Annotated in this window: 15 protein-coding genes; 7 read left to right on the top strand and 8 right to left on the bottom strand. The window is 59.8% G+C overall.

The genetic code is table 11. The features are described 5' to 3' along the window. Positions 1 to 86 precede the first annotated feature (86 nt). Together pcaH and pcaG are read left to right on the top strand one after the other, a co-directional pair. Complete coding sequence (pcaH, locus tag P0D70_RS06575) at positions 87 to 791, top strand: protocatechuate 3,4-dioxygenase subunit beta (protein WP_091804663.1); 705 nt, start codon at positions 87 to 89, stop codon at positions 789 to 791. A gap of 3 nt (positions 792 to 794) precedes the next feature. After that, a complete protein-coding gene (gene pcaG, locus P0D70_RS06570) occupies positions 795 to 1,382 on the top strand; it encodes a protocatechuate 3,4-dioxygenase subunit alpha (RefSeq protein ID WP_408183698.1) in 588 nt (195 codons plus the stop codon). A 159-nt stretch (positions 1,383 to 1,541) separates the two neighbouring features. On the opposite strand, the gene P0D70_RS06565 is transcribed toward pcaG, so the two are convergent. Next, positions 1,542 to 1,805, bottom strand: a complete 264-nt coding sequence (locus tag P0D70_RS06565; protein ID WP_091808990.1) for an H-NS family nucleoid-associated regulatory protein — start codon at positions 1,803 to 1,805, stop codon at positions 1,542 to 1,544. A gap of 466 nt (positions 1,806 to 2,271) precedes the next feature. Between P0D70_RS06565 and P0D70_RS06560 the strand changes: the two genes are divergently transcribed. The 3 genes from P0D70_RS06560 (at position 2,272) to P0D70_RS06550 (ending at position 3,914) form a co-directional block, all read left to right on the top strand. Continuing rightward, a complete protein-coding gene (locus tag P0D70_RS06560) occupies positions 2,272 to 2,907 on the top strand; it encodes a LysE family translocator (RefSeq protein ID WP_091804670.1) in 636 nt (211 codons plus the stop codon). Between the two features lie 296 nt (positions 2,908 to 3,203). Beyond that, the gene (locus tag P0D70_RS06555) at positions 3,204 to 3,407 is read left to right on the top strand and encodes a cold-shock protein (protein WP_007178877.1); all 204 of its coding nucleotides are present in this window, start codon (positions 3,204 to 3,206) and stop codon (positions 3,405 to 3,407) included. Positions 3,408 to 3,689: 282 nt separating this feature from the next. Further along, positions 3,690 to 3,914 carry a hypothetical protein gene (locus tag P0D70_RS06550; protein ID WP_091804673.1) on the top strand — a complete coding sequence of 75 codons (225 nt, stop codon included), beginning with the start codon at positions 3,690 to 3,692 and terminating at the stop codon, positions 3,912 to 3,914. A 132-nt stretch (positions 3,915 to 4,046) separates the two neighbouring features. Here the strand turns inward: P0D70_RS06550 and P0D70_RS06545 are convergent, their stop codons facing one another. Further along, positions 4,047 to 5,678, bottom strand: coding sequence for an acyl-CoA synthetase (locus tag P0D70_RS06545; protein ID WP_408183695.1), 1,632 nt, complete (start codon positions 5,676 to 5,678; stop codon positions 4,047 to 4,049). A gap of 167 nt (positions 5,679 to 5,845) precedes the next feature. On the opposite strand from P0D70_RS06545, the gene P0D70_RS06540 reads away from it, so the two are divergent. Together P0D70_RS06540 and P0D70_RS06535 are read left to right on the top strand one after the other, a co-directional pair. Then, entirely contained in the window at positions 5,846 to 6,592 is a 747-nt protein-coding gene (locus P0D70_RS06540) for a Crp/Fnr family transcriptional regulator (RefSeq protein ID WP_091808992.1), read from the top strand. Between the two features lie 198 nt (positions 6,593 to 6,790). Then, positions 6,791 to 8,350, top strand: coding sequence for a methyl-accepting chemotaxis protein (locus P0D70_RS06535; protein WP_408183692.1), 1,560 nt, complete (start codon positions 6,791 to 6,793; stop codon positions 8,348 to 8,350). A gap of 111 nt (positions 8,351 to 8,461) precedes the next feature. Here the strand turns inward: P0D70_RS06535 and P0D70_RS06530 are convergent, their stop codons facing one another. The 6 genes from P0D70_RS06530 to P0D70_RS06505 form a co-directional block, all read right to left on the bottom strand. Continuing rightward, entirely contained in the window at positions 8,462 to 8,815 is a 354-nt protein-coding gene (locus P0D70_RS06530; RefSeq protein ID WP_408183690.1) for a transposase, read from the bottom strand. A gap of 295 nt (positions 8,816 to 9,110) precedes the next feature. Continuing rightward, a complete protein-coding gene (locus P0D70_RS06525; RefSeq protein ID WP_091804688.1) occupies positions 9,111 to 10,244 on the bottom strand; it encodes a porin in 1,134 nt (377 codons plus the stop codon). 915 nt (positions 10,245 to 11,159) lie between these two features. Further along, positions 11,160 to 11,354: a hypothetical protein gene (locus P0D70_RS06520; RefSeq protein WP_408183688.1), complete on the bottom strand. Its 195-nt coding sequence runs from the start codon at positions 11,352 to 11,354 to the stop codon at positions 11,160 to 11,162. 202 nt (positions 11,355 to 11,556) lie between these two features. Beyond that, a complete protein-coding gene (locus tag P0D70_RS06515) occupies positions 11,557 to 11,985 on the bottom strand; it encodes a hypothetical protein (protein ID WP_408183686.1) in 429 nt (142 codons plus the stop codon). Between the two features lie 98 nt (positions 11,986 to 12,083). Next, positions 12,084 to 12,614, bottom strand: coding sequence for a c-type cytochrome (locus P0D70_RS06510; protein ID WP_408183684.1), 531 nt, complete (start codon positions 12,612 to 12,614; stop codon positions 12,084 to 12,086). A gap of 226 nt (positions 12,615 to 12,840) precedes the next feature. Then, positions 12,841 to 13,704 (bottom strand): NmrA family NAD(P)-binding protein, encoded by an 864-nt coding sequence (locus P0D70_RS06505; protein WP_408183682.1) that lies wholly within the window; start codon positions 13,702 to 13,704, stop codon positions 12,841 to 12,843. Positions 13,705 to 14,291: the final 587 nt, after the last annotated feature.

The following is a 14,291-nucleotide window of genomic DNA, read 5'->3' as shown; positions in this document are numbered from 1 at the left end:
GCGAAAACGTCATTTTGCATAACCTCTCAGCTTGGATAAAGTCTCTCCATCAATCTGTATTTCACAATTCCTCCAAGGAGACACTGATGGACGATTCCTTTCTCACCGCGCGTGATTTCGCGTCGCATCCCCCGTATATCTATCCCGGCTACGGTTCCTCGGTTAAACGCGGCCCTACGCGTCCGCTGATTCCGCTGAAGGAAAAGCTGCGCGACCAGCATGTGCCGGTCTACGGCACCGAAGACCTCGGCGCGCTCGATCACGATCTGACGCGCAACGCCGTGCGCAACGGCGAGCCGCTTGGCGAGCGCATCATCGTGACGGGCCGTGTGCTCGACGAAGGCAACCGCCCGGTGCGCAATACGCTGGTTGAAATCTGGCAAGCCAACGCCGCCGGCCGTTATGTGCACAAGGCTGACCAGCACGACGCTCCGCTCGACCCGAATTTTCTCGGTGCGGGCCGCTGCATCACGGACAACGAAGGCCGCTACCGTTTCCTGACGATCAAGCCGGGCGCGTATCCGTGGGGCAACCATCCGAACGCGTGGCGCCCGAACCATATCCACTTTTCGCTGTTCGGCGACCACTTCGGCTCGCGCCTCGTCACGCAGATGTACTTTCCCGGCGACCCGCTGCTGGCGTTCGACCCGATCTTCCAGGGCACGCCCGAAGATGCCCGTGACCGCCTGATCGCGAACTTTTCGCTCGACACCACGCAGGAAGCCTATGCGCTCGGCTACGACTTCGACATCGTGCTGCGCGGCCGCAACGAAACTCCGATGGAGCGCTAAGCCATGACCACTCTCAAGCAAACGCCTTCGCAGACGGTTGGACCCTACTTCGCGTACGGTCTGTGTCCGCAGCAATACGATTTCGACTTCAAGAGCCTGTTTACGCCCGTTCTGGCCGACCGCGAAGCGGCCGGCGAGCACATCACGATTGTGGGCCAGGTGTTCGACGGCGACGGCAAGGTAATCGGCGACGCCATGCTCGAAGTGTCGCAAGTGGACGCGAATGGCCGCTTCCCGGAGTCGCGTGAGGAAATTCTGAAGACGGGCTTTCGTGGCTTCGCGCGCGTCGGCACCGGCACGGATCCGCACAAGCGCTTTGTGGTCGAGACGGTCAAGCCCGGCCGCGTCGGCCCGGATGAAGCACCGCACCTCAATGTGGTCGTGACGATGCGCGGCATGCTGCTGCACACCTTCACACGCGTCTATTTCGAGGACGAAGCCGCAGCGAACGAGAAAGACCCGGTGCTGGCAGCGGTTCCGGCGGAGCGCCGCAGCACGCTGATTGCACGCCGCGAGCCGAATGTAGCGAACGTTTACCGTTTCGATATCTACATGCAGGGCGATAAGGAAACCGTCTTTTTCGACCTGTAATACGGTTTTTCTACACTTTCATATTGCTTTCACATACACTGAGCATGATCCTTCTAGCGACTGGATCGCGAAACTCCGAGTAGTTGAGCCCGCCTTGCGCGGGCTTTTTTTTGATCTTTGGATACCGAAGCAATCGGCACGCATACGCCGCGCACGCGCTTAGCAGCGGAAGTGATCGATGTTCTGTCCAGCGTAAATCGCTCGCGCGAGCCAGTCCGGTTTATCGCCGTGACCGTCCCATGTATGGCCGTAGGCGTCGCGATACATCACGGCCCGGGTCGCGGCCGCATCGGCTTCGATCGATTCCGCGAGCGCTTCCATCGTAATGCCGTATTCATCCATTCGCCTGTGGATCCACACGATCAGGCGCTCACGTGCGTTTCCATCGAGGTCGAACAACCGTTGTTCTTCTCGCTCTTTCATCATGTGTCGGTATCGCGGCTATTCATGCTCGCGTTAGAAAAACAAAGGCTTCGCTAAATAACGCGAAGCCTATGCGTGATTCAGATGGCTCGAGTGCGGATCGAACTCACCATACCTCTTCCCATGCGTAAACACTCGCACCTGGAAAACATGCCCGATAAATCTTGGATTATGGGGATTCGCAGGCAACCGGATCAATTGCACTCGTGTCTCGCCCGTCGTTCAGGGCTGCTTCAGCGTATGGAAAGGAATTCTAGCATCCAATTTCTGCTGCTTGCAGCAATGGGCTGTTAGTCCGCGATGCGAGGCTTTTCAATTCCGTCCGGTTTAATCAATGTAATGTCGCAAACCCACGCAAATAGGCCTCGTCATGAAATGAGCTGGCAACAAACTCAAGGCGCAAATCTCCGCGCTCTCATGCTATGTTCCACTGACTAACACGCCTGCACATAGGAGAGAGCCGATCATGTCCGCTTCTACCGCCATCATCACCATCCTCGCCGCACTCCTGTTGGGCGCGATGAGTCCGGGGCCGAGCTTCGTTATCGTCGCCCGCAATGCGATTGGATTGTCGCGCGGCGATGGACTCGCCACCGCGATCGGCATGGGCGTCGGCGGGGTTTTCTTCAGCGGCATCGCGCTGCTCGGCCTCTACACGTTGCTGGCCAGTGTCGAATGGCTCTACGTGGGACTGAAAGTGGCCGGCGGCCTCTATCTGATTTACCTTGCGTCGAAAATCTGGCGCGGCGCCGCCAAACCGCTCGCCTTCGATACGACGCAAGCCGTCCCGGCCAATGCACGCAAATCTTTCTGGATCGGTTTGAGCACACAACTCAGCAATCCGAAAACCGCCGTCTATTACGGCAGTATCTTCGCGGCGCTGCTGCCGCAACATCCGCCGCTGTGGTGCTACTTTGCATTGCCGCCGGCGATCTTCGCTATCGAAGCCGGCTGGTACACCGTCGTCGCGTTGTGTTTCTCGAGCAAGCGCCCGCGCGAAATCTATCTGCAATGGAAAGCCTGGGTCGATCGCGTCGCCGCGAGCGCGGTCGCCGCGCTGGGATTGCGCCTGATCCTGACGGCACACAAAGTGGGCATCTGACACGTGCGGCGGTTTGAAGCGCCCGCCGTGCCGCAAGACACGGCGAGCGGGACAGCCGAGCATTGCCGCCCAACGCCTGCGGCAAGCCATTCATGACGCGCAGCCAAACAGTTACAAGTTAAGTGTTGACGCTGACACCACCCGGCGGTTACTGTGGCACCCGAAGTTCAAGAAGTTCGATTGCTGTTCATCAATGTCTCGCTCCCTAAGCGGTATTCGTTGTCCTCTCCCTCCTTGACGCTTCACGCGCTCTCTCACAGAGCAAAATCTTTCTATTTTTACCTCAAGGATTCTTCATGGATACCGGTACCGTTAAGTGGTTCAACGACAGCAAAGGCTTTGGCTTCATCACCCCGGACAAGGGCGGCGACGACCTGTTCGCGCACTTCTCCGAAATCAGCGGCGACGGCTTCAAGACGCTGGCTGAGAATCAGAAAGTGAGCTTCGAAACGAAGCAAGGCCCGAAGGGTCTGCAAGCGGCTAACATCAAGCCGATGTAAGTTTGAAGGGCTCGGTGTCCGGCAACGGACATCGGGCTGCAGCGACACCCTCGCGGAGCATTTGTCTCCCACAGTTGGCGCGATCGCTTTGAGCTGCATGCCATTCAAGCAGCTTGCCTAAGCGCCAAACGCCTCGTTGCACCTCATTCTCCCCTCCGGCTTCAACGCCCATTTTTCGCTTTCCGACTGCGTCAGGATTCGGCTCGCAATGGCTTGAATCAGCTTGGCCGCGCGACTCGCACATGAGTCCGCAAGGCAGGCGCGCACTCGACAATTATTAAAATGCAAAACAAACATATTCATCACTACAACGGCTATGCCGTCAAACCCTCGGCGCACCGTTTGCCCGATGGCACATTTTCATCCAATCTGCTGCTCGAACGCGCCGACAGCGCGCGTGCCGAAGGGCGCTACCAGTTCTATTCGCTCGATTACTTCACGAACGAAGAACAGGCCTTGCAGCACTCGGCACGCTGGGCTCGTCACTGGGTCGACACGCGCGGCTAAGCTCGCGACAGGCATGCGAACCTGCGCGATGAGGCGCACATCATCCGTGCGCTCATGCGCGTTCGTCTGCGGCATGAACTAACGGCGCTGGCGTGCCATTCGGCACGCCACACCATCGAACGCGCGACTCGGTTACCGGTTTTCTTCGCTCTTGATGCGCGCGCGTAGTTCGAACTTCTGAATTTTTCCCGTCGATGTCTTCGGCAATTCGCCGAAGCGCACCGCTTTCGGCAACTTGTATCCCGCAAGAAATAGCCGGCAGTGCGCAATGATCTCTTCCGCGCTCACCTGAGCCCCTTCCCTGAGCTCGATAAAGGCGCAGGGCACCTCACCCCATTTCGGATCGTCCATCGCCACCACGGCCGCAACCGCGACCGCAGGATGACGATACAGCGTGTCTTCGAGCTCAATGCTCGAGATGTTCTCGCCGCCTGAAATGATGATGTCCTTGCTGCGGTCGCGAATGCGGATATAGCCATCGGGCATCCGTACGCCGAGATCGCCCGTATGGAACCAGCCGCCTTCGAAGGCCGCTTCCGTCGCGCGCTCGTTCTTCAGATAGCCCTTCATGCAGATGTTGCCGCGAAACATGATCTCGCCGATCGTCTCGCCATCGTTGGGAACGGGCGCCAGCGTCTGCGGGTCGAGCACGGTCACCGCTGCCTGCAAGTGGTAGCGCACGCCTTGGCGCGCGTTCAGTTCGGCGCGCTCGGCGTCGTCGAGCGTATCCCACTCTTCCTGTTTCGCGCAGACTGCAGCCGGCCCGTAAGTCTCGGTGAGTCCGTACACGTGCGTGAGATCGAAACCGATCTCCTTCATCTTCGCAATCACCGCCGGCGCGGGCGCCGCACCCGCCACCATGGTCGACACGCGCTGCGTGATGCCCTCGCGCCATTCGGCCGGCGCGTTTGCAAGCGCGCTCTGCACGATCGGTGCGCCGCAGTAATGCGTGATGCCTTCGCGGCGAATCAGATCGAACACCGTCTTCGCATCGAACTTGCGCAGGCAGACATTGACGCCGGCACGCGCGGCCACCGTCCATGGAAAACACCAACCGTTGCAGTGGAAGAGCGGCAAGGTCCAGAGATAAATCGCGTGCTTGGGCATATCCCACTCGAGGATATTGCTCACCGCATTCAGATAGGCGCCGCGATGGTGATAAACCACGCCCTTCGGATCGCCTGTCGTACCCGAGGTGTAGTTCAGCGCAATGGCGTCCCATTCGTCGCGAGGCATGGTCCACGCGAATTCGGGGTCGCCGGATTGCAGGAACGCTTCGTAGTCTGTTGCTCGGATAAATTGATCGGCGTCGGCAGGCATTGCGTCCGCCACGCTGATCACGCGCAGGTTCGGGAATTCGAGCGCGGCGCGATGCGCGAACTCGCCATATTCCGTATCGACGATCAGCGCCTTGGCTTCGCCGTGACGCAGCATGAACAACAGCGACGAAATGTCGAGCCGCGTATTCAGCGTATTGAGTACGGCGCCGGCCATGGGGACGCCGAAGTGTGCTTCTATCATCGGAGGAATGTTGGGGAGCAAGGCCGCGACCGTATCGCCGCGCTCGATGCCGGCGCGCTCCAACGCACTGGCCAGCCGCCGGGCGCGCTCGTAGGTTTCGCGCCAGTTGCGGCGAATCTCCCCATGGACGACTGCGAGCCGCTCACCGTAGACTTCTGCCGCGCGAACGATGAAATCGATCGGCGTCAGCGGGACATTATTGGCTTCACGGCGCTCAAGGCCTGCTTCGAACATATGTTTCATCGCGTTGTCTCCTGAGGCGCTCGCCGCGCCATCAACTATTCTGATTGATAAACTAGGCTAACAATGGTCATGGTGAACTGTCTGTCATTCAAATGACAGAGTGGCACGCCCTGGCGCTTTCGAACCTCGATTCGATCAATAAGTCCCCATCGATCCCGCCATTCGCCATGAACGACGCCCCGCTCATCGCTCCCGCAGATGCCCGTCCGAACCGGCTGGAACGGGTTGCGCGCGCCGACCTGCCGGCCCTGTTCGCCACTTGCGCGTGGTTTCGGGCGCTCGCCGCGGAGCATCAGGCCATGGTGATCGCCAGCGCGCATGCCGAGCATCTGGAAGGCGGCGCGTGGATCGCGCGCCGCCAGGAACCCTCGGATTACTGGATCGGCGTGCATTCCGGCCTTCTCAAGCTGGCCATCTACAACGCTTCCGGACGCAGCTGCACGCTGTCCGGCGTGCCGCCGGGCGGCTGGTTCGGAGAAGGCAGCGTGATCAAGCGCGAACTGCGCAAATACGACGTCGCGGCGATCCAACCTTCGCTCGTCATGTTCGTGCCGTCGGATACGTTCCACGCGCTGCTGGAGTCGAGCCTGCCGTTCACAGGCTTCGTGATCCGGCAGCTGAACAACCGCATGGGCGAGTTCATCGCGTCGATCCAGAATAGCCGGCTGCTCGATGTCGACGCGCGCGTCGCACAGTCGCTCGCGCAGCTGTTCAACCCGGACCTCTATCCCGATACCGGCCGCACGCTGGCCATTTCGCAGGAAGAAGTCGGCTTGCTGGCGGGCGTCTCGCGTCAGCGGATCAATCAGGCGCTGCAAAACCTCGAACGACTGCAGATTTTGCGCCTCTCCTACAACCAGATTCATGTACTCGACCTTGAGCGCCTGAGCGCGTTCGGCCGCGAGCAGATCTAGCGCCAACCTCCGGCCGAACCCGCGGCCATGCCATCTCCGGGCGCCGCCGACGCGCGGCCACCCCGTCTGTCAGCCCATCCGTCAGCCCGTTTTTTGAGCAACCGGATCAAGAAAGCGCCGCGCGCGCCGTTATGCGAGCTATGCAGCGTAGATTGCAGCCCTCCCTATTCCGAGCTCAACGTATTGTCGAATCCGATAATGAACCGTCTGACACTGAAACAGAAACTGTGGGTGCCGTTGCTGCTGTGCTGGGCTGCGCTCCTGATCGTGACCGTCGTGAATGCGTACGAAGCGCGTAACGCGCAAATGGACGCACGGCGCGCGGATCTGGCCGATGTCACCGATATGGCGATATCGATCGTCGCGGACTATGCGAAACAGGCCGACGCCGGCAAGCTCTCCGTCGACGAAGCAAAGCAACAGGCGATTGCCCGCGTCAGCGCGCAGCGCTACGGCGCATCCGGCTACGTGACGATCGTGCGCAGCGATTCGGTCATGATCGACCATCCAATGAGCCCGAAGCTGAACGGCAAGGACATGAGCGGCTTTCGCGACGCCAAAGGCAACGCGCTGTATCAGGACATCGCCCATACCGGCGCCTCGGCGGGCGGCGCCGGTTACCTGCGCTACTGGTGGCCGAAGCCCGGCGAAACGACGCCCAGCGAAAAGATCGGCTATGTGAAGCGCTTCGCGCCTTGGGGTTGGGATTTCATCGCCGGCGCCTATATGGACGACATTCAGGCACAGTTCTACGCGACGCTCACGCGCTCGGCGGGCATGCTGGTGGTATTGGGCGTGATCGTGTCTTTCGTCGCTTCGCGCGTGGTGCGCAGCGTGTCGCGCTCGATTGGCGGCGAGCCCGCCACAGCCGCCGCGATCGCCATGCAGATCGCCCGCGGCGATCTCGCCACCCGCATCGACCTGCGCCGCGACGACACCTCGAGCTTGCTGTTCTCACTGCGTGAGATGCGCAATCAACTTGCGTCGACAGTCGCGCGCATCAAGACCTCGGCGGAGACGATCACCACCGCGTCGAAGGAAATCGCCGCAGGCAATCTGGATCTGTCGAGCCGCACCGAAGAGCAGGCCGCTTCGTTGCAGCAGACCGCCGCCAGCATGGACCAGCTCACCAAAACCGTCACGCAGAACGCCGACAATGCGGCGACCGCATCGGAACTGGCGCGCGACGCGTCGAACATCGCCGCCCGCGGCGGCCAGGTGGTCAACGACGTGGTCGAGAAGATGGCGGGTATCACCGATAGTTCGAGCAAGATCGGCGAGATTATCAGCGTGATCGAGGGTATCGCCTTTCAGACCAATATTCTGGCGCTGAACGCCGCGGTGGAAGCCGCGCGCGCCGGCGAAGAAGGCCGCGGCTTCGCGGTGGTCGCGGGCGAGGTGCGCAATCTCGCGCAGCGCAGCGCGACGGCAGCCAAGGAGATCAAAGTGCTGATCGATCAGTCGGTCGCGCAAGTCGGCGAGGGCTCGGCGCTCGCGGGCAGGGCCGGCAGCACGATCGGCGAGGTGGTCGACGCGGTGCGCCGCGTGACGGCCATCATGAACGAGATCTCGGCGGCTTCGAAGGAACAGAGCTCAGGTATCGGCGAAGTCAATCTCGCGATTCGCCAGATGGACGATGTGACGCAGCGCAATGCCGCACTCGTGGAACAGGCCGCAGCCGCGGCGGGCTCCCTCGATGAGCAGACGGATCGGCTCCGGGATGCCGTGGCGGTGTTCAGGGTCGAACAGCCTGCGTGATCGAGTCACGCACTGACAGACCCGCGGACCTTCAGGCCGGTTGCGTTTCAAAAAGGCTGTCACCGGGAAACCGGTGACAGCCTTTCTGTTTGTCATTGCGAAAACTGCCGTCTACGCGGCACGCACACCGCCTCGGCGCGTGACGGGCCGCTCCAGGAGCGTATCGGTCTCGAACAGCGCGAGAACGATGTTGGCCAGCACGCCAGACTTTTTCCAGCGCAAGTAGTAGCGATGCGCAGTCTGATACGGCGCGTAGCCCTTCGGCATGGCGCTCCATGGCGCGCGCGCGTGCAGCACCCACATCACGCTATTCACCACCCAGCGGATATCGATGCAGGGGCGACCGCGCCGGGGCCCGTGCTCCTTCATTTCGGGCAGCAGCGGCACGATGCGGCGCCATTGCTCGTCGGTGAGATCGTAAGCGGGCGGCGGATGAGGCTGCGACTTCGAAGCGGAAGTATTCATGCGGTTAGAAGGCACCACCGCAGGACGCGTGCTGGCGCCGTCACGAAATAGGGTCTATCCATCAATGAATTTGAGATTACCCCAGGCAGGCTTTCGCGAAGGTTAACTCTTGTCAGATGGCGAGGCGCAATCGTCAGAAAATGCGAGACGAGTCTTGGAACAGCATACGGCCGTCGGGGCCGGGCAAGGTGTGCGGCATCAGGCATTGATACCGGGTGCCGGCCAGCGAATCGCCGGCGCATAAAAAAAGGTGCCGCGAACGGCACCTTTTTGTACAACCGGCTTCTGCTGAAGCTTAGAAGCGGTGACGCAGACCGACCGTAGCAGCCGTCTGGTTCTTCGACGACGACGGCAGTTGCGTGTTGTCGCCGCTGTAGATCGAAGCCACACCGCCGTCGCCCATTGCGTGCTGGTACACGGCTTGAGCGTAGACGTCCGTACGACGCGACAGCGAGTAGTCAGCCTGCACGCCGATCTGGTGGTAACGCACCGACTCCGAACCACCGTTCGCGCCAACGCCGTAGCCCTTGCCGTCCGTGAACGTGTAAGCAACGCCCAGACCCAGAGCCGGCGTCAGGTTGTACTTGCCGTTGACTTCGTAGTTGTTAGCGCGCAGCGATTGCTGACCGCCCACGAAGTTGTCCGAACGCGATTGCGTCCATGCCAGACCGACGGTTGCCGGGCCGAATGCATACGAACCAGCGACGCCGAATTCACGTTGACGGAAGTTGCCGACGTTGCCTGCCAGTGCGTTGACGTACGAGCTATCCGAAGCGCCGTTGTTGCCGGCGCCCGGGTTGTTCTGCTGTGCGTATGCAGCGCCCAGGTGCAGACCCTGCCACTGGTATGCAGCACCAACGCTGTATTCGCGGTTGTTTGCGAATGCGCCAGCCTGGTTCGAGAAGCCATACGTGCCGCCGAACGTGAAGCCAGCGTAGTTAGCGCTCGAGTACTTGATCGAGTTGTTGACTGCGTAGCCGCCGTTCGTGTTCAGGTTGTCGTTGTTGAACGGGTGCGCGAAGTACGTACCGCCCCAGCTGCCCGTTGCGGTCAGCGGTGCCAGGTAGTCTTGAGCTGCGTCGTATTGACGACCCAGCGTGACCGTACCGAATTGCGCGCTCGACAGACCGACGAACGCTTGACGGTTGAACATGCCGTTGTTGTTAGCGAACTTGCCGTTGTTGATGTTGAAGCCGCTTTCCAACGTGAAGATTGCCTTCAGACCGCCGCCCAGATCTTCCGAACCGCGCAGACCGAACATGCTTTGGTTGATGCCACCGCTACCAGCGGCCCACTTCGAGTTGTGGTTGACGTTGCTGGTGTACGTCAGGCCAGCGTCGAGCAGACCATACAGGGTCACGCTGCTTTGTGCGTGAGCGACGGAAGCGAACGATGCGGCGACCGCAACGACGATGAGACTCTTTTTCATGCTGGGACTCCTGTTCGATAAATTTACGCGGGGAGCGGGAACTGCCTCGGCAAAGCGCGCTTTGCACCCATTGCCGCCCTGTTCACCGACCCGTTTCGGATCGGCCGGGCACCCTTGAAACGAAGCGTGAGTGTAGGGGGACACCCTGATAGGGATGTTGGCAATTCACACAACAGGATTTTCCAGATTCAGCAACAATCCATACACCACTGGCGTTAAGTCTTTGTTTATTCACTACTTATCGCAAAATAAAGGGGCTGTCGCACCTGCTTTATTCATAAGTAATTGGCAACTTTTCAATATTGCCAGTTGCGTGTATGCAACAGCGTTTAATAGGCGTGACGTAATCGGGTCGGAACGAAACAAAAAATACAAAATGTTTGAATGCTCGCAAATGAGGCAATAGAAGGTATGCGTGAAAGCAGGAGTAAATTTATTTTAGAAAACCGGGAACTTATTTTAATTAATATGGTCGCGTTTGGTCGCGCTTAATGACTGGCCCTCTGAATTCGGCGATTAACTCTTTCTTGTTGCGAGGGAGTGGATCTAATAGCCCGCTTTTACGCTATACGCTAAAGCGGATCGGTCGCGCCGAGCGCGCGGCTGCTTGAACTGTAGGCGAGTCGGCCACAGCGGGGCGGCATACGTCGTTAGATGGACGTTGTGGCACTCGGTCCAGGCAGAATTCTTCCAAGAGGCCGTCGACACCAAGTCAACCCGACGCTTTCTGGCACGACTTCGCATTCCGTCTCTTGAAGAGGAGGAAAGCCTTCAGCACGGGCGTTGTCCGGAGGTGATATGCGGCGCCGACCGCCGCGTGACAAAAACCCGTGCTGAAAACGGATGGCAAACTTCCGAACCGCCTTCCGTAACCATTAAACGGCACGGCCGTGCGTTTTTTTACACGGAGTTTCCCTAATTACCGCCAACCACGACGTTATGGCGTGTCTCGCAAGGACGCAGCGCCGCTCCGTCCTCGGGCGCCGCGCCCGGTGCGAGCGGATCGGCTTCAGGCGGCACGTCGGGCAATGGCCGAGGCTGCTCGCCGGGTTCATCGAGTGGCTGGTTGGCAGGGTCGGCGACGGGGTCGATGGTGGGCTCGGTTTGCATGATGAGCGTCCAGAGGTTGGGAATGGCTCCCACCCGCTCTCGCGCAACCACTATTCCTGCGACTCGGCGCCAAAGTGACACCTTTCGAGGCCTGCGAGCCCGCCTCGATTCGCCTCTTTCCCGATGTAGAAATTGCCCTGTTGCGTGGCGAAAGTTTCAACGTCTGTTAGGGCGGCCCGGCATGTCGCGCAAACATGTGACGTCAATGGCGATCGAGTCGCGAGCGAGGCCGCTCGTCGACCGATCCCGTCAGGAAAGGCTCAAGCCCGAAAAGCCACGCGAAGCAGAAGGTGACTCGCGCGAAAGCGTTGATCTGCCGTTGCGGCAAGGTTTCGCCGCCGCTTTCCAGCGGCGTGGCGAGCAAAGATGGAGTCTGGGCAAACTCAGTCGCGGTGTGGTCGGGTCGCATGGTCGTTCTCGTTATTGATATGGTCCGGAAGCCGACCTTATGCAAACGATGTGCCACTCCATGGGAAAGCGCCATCAGGAGACTCGGCGCTGAATCGCCCGCGATAACCCGGTCGATCGGAACGGCGACCAGTCGCTGATCGTGCGAGCGGCCACTAGCGGCCTGGCGTCGAATGGGATGAGCGTAGCCGTCGACTAGACTGCTTTTCCTCGGCAGTTCCATTCGGCCATCTTCGTCGCCACGTCGATCCCTGGGATGGCGTGCACGAGTCTGTCATTGCGGCCGAAAGTGAAGTTCAGACTGCCAAAGAAAACAGCCCCCTACTTCGCCCCATGTACAAGCGTCTCGTATTGCTCCGGAGTGATGCCCCTTGCGTCGTAGAGAAATGCGGCCGTTTGCCATATCGTCTGATCAGCTTGCGTCTTTCCGAAGCTCGGCATGGCCGTCATGTTCACGCCATGTTTGATGACCCAGAACATCAGTTTGGGATTGTTGCGGCGACTGGCGGCGAGTAGCGCCGGCGCAGCCGGCTGAATCCCCTGTCCAATGAAGCTCAGCGGCTTTCCTGGCACACCGTGGCAAGCAGCGCAGGTCGAATCGTAGAAGCGCGCGCCGGCCTCGATATTCTTTAGCGACATCAGATCGCCGGGCGGCACGTCTTTACCAGCGTGATGCTGTAGCGACGCTTCATAGGTCGAGTGCAACATCCATGCAATGATCGGGCTGTCTTTCGAGCTTGCGGATACGTCGTAAAGGCCCGAAGAACTGAACAGAAACGCGCCGACTGCCAGCAGGATGAGGGTGACAACGATCGTCGCAGCCACGCTGGCGACGGAATGACGGAGTGGCATGGATAACGCTCCAGGGTCGCGCTGAGCGCGCAGAGTGGTCGGACCGTCTCATCGCCTGTTCAAACGTCGCACGAGCGATGGGGATGAGCGACCGATCGTAGCGCGCACGCCGTTACCGGACTCCGTCGCCTGGATTACCGTCTTGTCATGTTGGCTGGACGGCCTCGCAACACTGCGTTGGCGAGGCCCGGCGCTCGCAGTCGATGAGCGGTTGGCCGACAGACACTCATGCAAGCCGTTCGATTAGCGACTGCAACACTGTTTCCAGCGCCACATTGCCTTTTATCGTCTGGCCGGGCTTCTCGAACTCGATCCAGCCCTCGTTAAAGCCATCCAGCATCTGCATGCGAGGAGTGGGATTTTTCATGCCCTGCGACTTGAAGAGCGCTTGCCACGTATCACGCGGCACCGGCTCCATGCGTACGTCCTTGCCAAGCAACTGCGCGAACGCACTCGCAATATCGTTTGGGGTGACACGCCGCGGACCTTCCAGTTCAACGATCCGCGTACCGGTCCATTGCTGTTGCAGCATGCTGGCGGCGACCCTGCCGACATCGGCGGTAGCCACCATCGGAACCGGTTTATCGAGCGGCTGCAGGAAGCTGGGGATGACGCCCGCCGTGCGTGCGGGGTCCACGTCCCACGCCGCGTTCTCGATGAACCAGCCAGCGCGCAGGAAAGCGACCGGCATGGGCAGCGAACCCAGTTCCTGCTCCATGAGTCCGAGTTGCTGCAAGAGGTTCGGCTGGACAGCCTGAGCGCCAATCGTCGACAGGCAGACCACTTTCGCCGGATTGGCTTGCTTCAATGCGTCGCGCACCGTCCCGATCAGGTGGCGCGACTCCGAAAAGTCCGGCGACGGATCGAAGTTCGGCGGCAGCAAGATAAACACGCCGTCGGCTCCGGAAAACGCGGAGCACAGCGCTTTTGTGTCGGACATCTCCGCGATAGCGACTTCGCAACCTTGGTCATTCCAATCGGCACCCTTCGCGGCGCTGCGAACCACGGCGCGAACGTCCTCTCCAGCCGCTAGCAATGCACGAGCAACAACGCCACCCACCTGACCTGTGATACCAGTAACTGCAAACATTCCACTCTCCGGTTGAATGCGGCACAAACCGCTTGAGGAGAATTGTGGAGGCAAGGCTATACCGCGTGAATAGCATGAATGTCATTTCATATATGCCAATCACGCATGAAGCCGAAAAAAAGAAAGCCACTCCTAAGAGTGGCTTTCTAGAATTTGGTGGGCCTCCCGTGAGTCGAACACGGCACCAACGGATTATGCTTACCAGCTACGGTTTTCACCGTCCCTTTCGGGTTTGTGGTCTGGACTGTCTCTTGTCTTTACGACCTGCCCGTTCAGTCTCTACACGTTCTCTCCAGGAGAGCTTCGCTCGGGATTGCCACGCCGCCAAAGCAGCAGAGGGTTCCCCGAATTTGAGCAGTTCTACCGAGGAGCAGAGCTAACTTACCCCAAGGCAACCCATTCATGACTCACCATGCCATGCTGCGCGGTTTAGGTGAGTCGTTGCTAAGTCCGCTGCTCTAACCAAGCATGAGCTAGAGGCCCTAAAACCTTAATTGGCCGACATACTACACGAAAAAGGAGCCTTCGCAACCGCTTCGATCCGCCGAAACAACCGCGAGGCTCCTTCAAACTACTGCGTCACTACA

The organism is Paraburkholderia sp. RL17-381-BIF-C (genome assembly GCF_046026435.1).
Classification (GTDB): Bacteria; Pseudomonadota; Gammaproteobacteria; order Burkholderiales; family Burkholderiaceae; genus Paraburkholderia.
The sequence above is the reverse complement of the archived record's forward strand: the minus strand, read 5'-3'. Positions and strand labels throughout refer to the sequence as shown.

Excerpts from the sequence above, each read along its gene's own strand:
- pcaH (WP_091804663.1), top strand. The coding sequence starts at position 87 with ATGGACGATTCCTTTCTCACCGCGCGTGATTTCGCGTCGCATCCCCCG.
- pcaG (WP_408183698.1), top strand. The coding sequence starts at position 795 with ATGACCACTCTCAAGCAAACGCCTTCGCAGACGGTTGGACCCTACTTC.
- P0D70_RS06565 (WP_091808990.1), bottom strand. The coding sequence starts at position 1,805 with ATGAAAGAGCGAGAAGAACAACGGTTGTTCGACCTCGATGGAAACGCA.
- P0D70_RS06560 (WP_091804670.1), top strand. The coding sequence starts at position 2,272 with ATGTCCGCTTCTACCGCCATCATCACCATCCTCGCCGCACTCCTGTTG.
- P0D70_RS06555 (WP_007178877.1), top strand. The coding sequence starts at position 3,204 with ATGGATACCGGTACCGTTAAGTGGTTCAACGACAGCAAAGGCTTTGGC.
- P0D70_RS06550 (WP_091804673.1), top strand. The coding sequence starts at position 3,690 with ATGCAAAACAAACATATTCATCACTACAACGGCTATGCCGTCAAACCC.
- P0D70_RS06545 (WP_408183695.1), bottom strand. The coding sequence starts at position 5,678 with ATGAAACATATGTTCGAAGCAGGCCTTGAGCGCCGTGAAGCCAATAAT.
- P0D70_RS06540 (WP_091808992.1), top strand. The coding sequence starts at position 5,846 with ATGAACGACGCCCCGCTCATCGCTCCCGCAGATGCCCGTCCGAACCGG.
- P0D70_RS06535 (WP_408183692.1), top strand. The coding sequence starts at position 6,791 with ATGAACCGTCTGACACTGAAACAGAAACTGTGGGTGCCGTTGCTGCTG.
- P0D70_RS06530 (WP_408183690.1), bottom strand. The coding sequence starts at position 8,815 with ATGAATACTTCCGCTTCGAAGTCGCAGCCTCATCCGCCGCCCGCTTAC.
- P0D70_RS06525 (WP_091804688.1), bottom strand. The coding sequence starts at position 10,244 with ATGAAAAAGAGTCTCATCGTCGTTGCGGTCGCCGCATCGTTCGCTTCC.
- P0D70_RS06520 (WP_408183688.1), bottom strand. The coding sequence starts at position 11,354 with ATGCAAACCGAGCCCACCATCGACCCCGTCGCCGACCCTGCCAACCAG.
- P0D70_RS06515 (WP_408183686.1), bottom strand. The coding sequence starts at position 11,985 with ATGGAACTGCCGAGGAAAAGCAGTCTAGTCGACGGCTACGCTCATCCC.
- P0D70_RS06510 (WP_408183684.1), bottom strand. The coding sequence starts at position 12,614 with ATGCCACTCCGTCATTCCGTCGCCAGCGTGGCTGCGACGATCGTTGTC.
- P0D70_RS06505 (WP_408183682.1), bottom strand. The coding sequence starts at position 13,704 with ATGTTTGCAGTTACTGGTATCACAGGTCAGGTGGGTGGCGTTGTTGCT.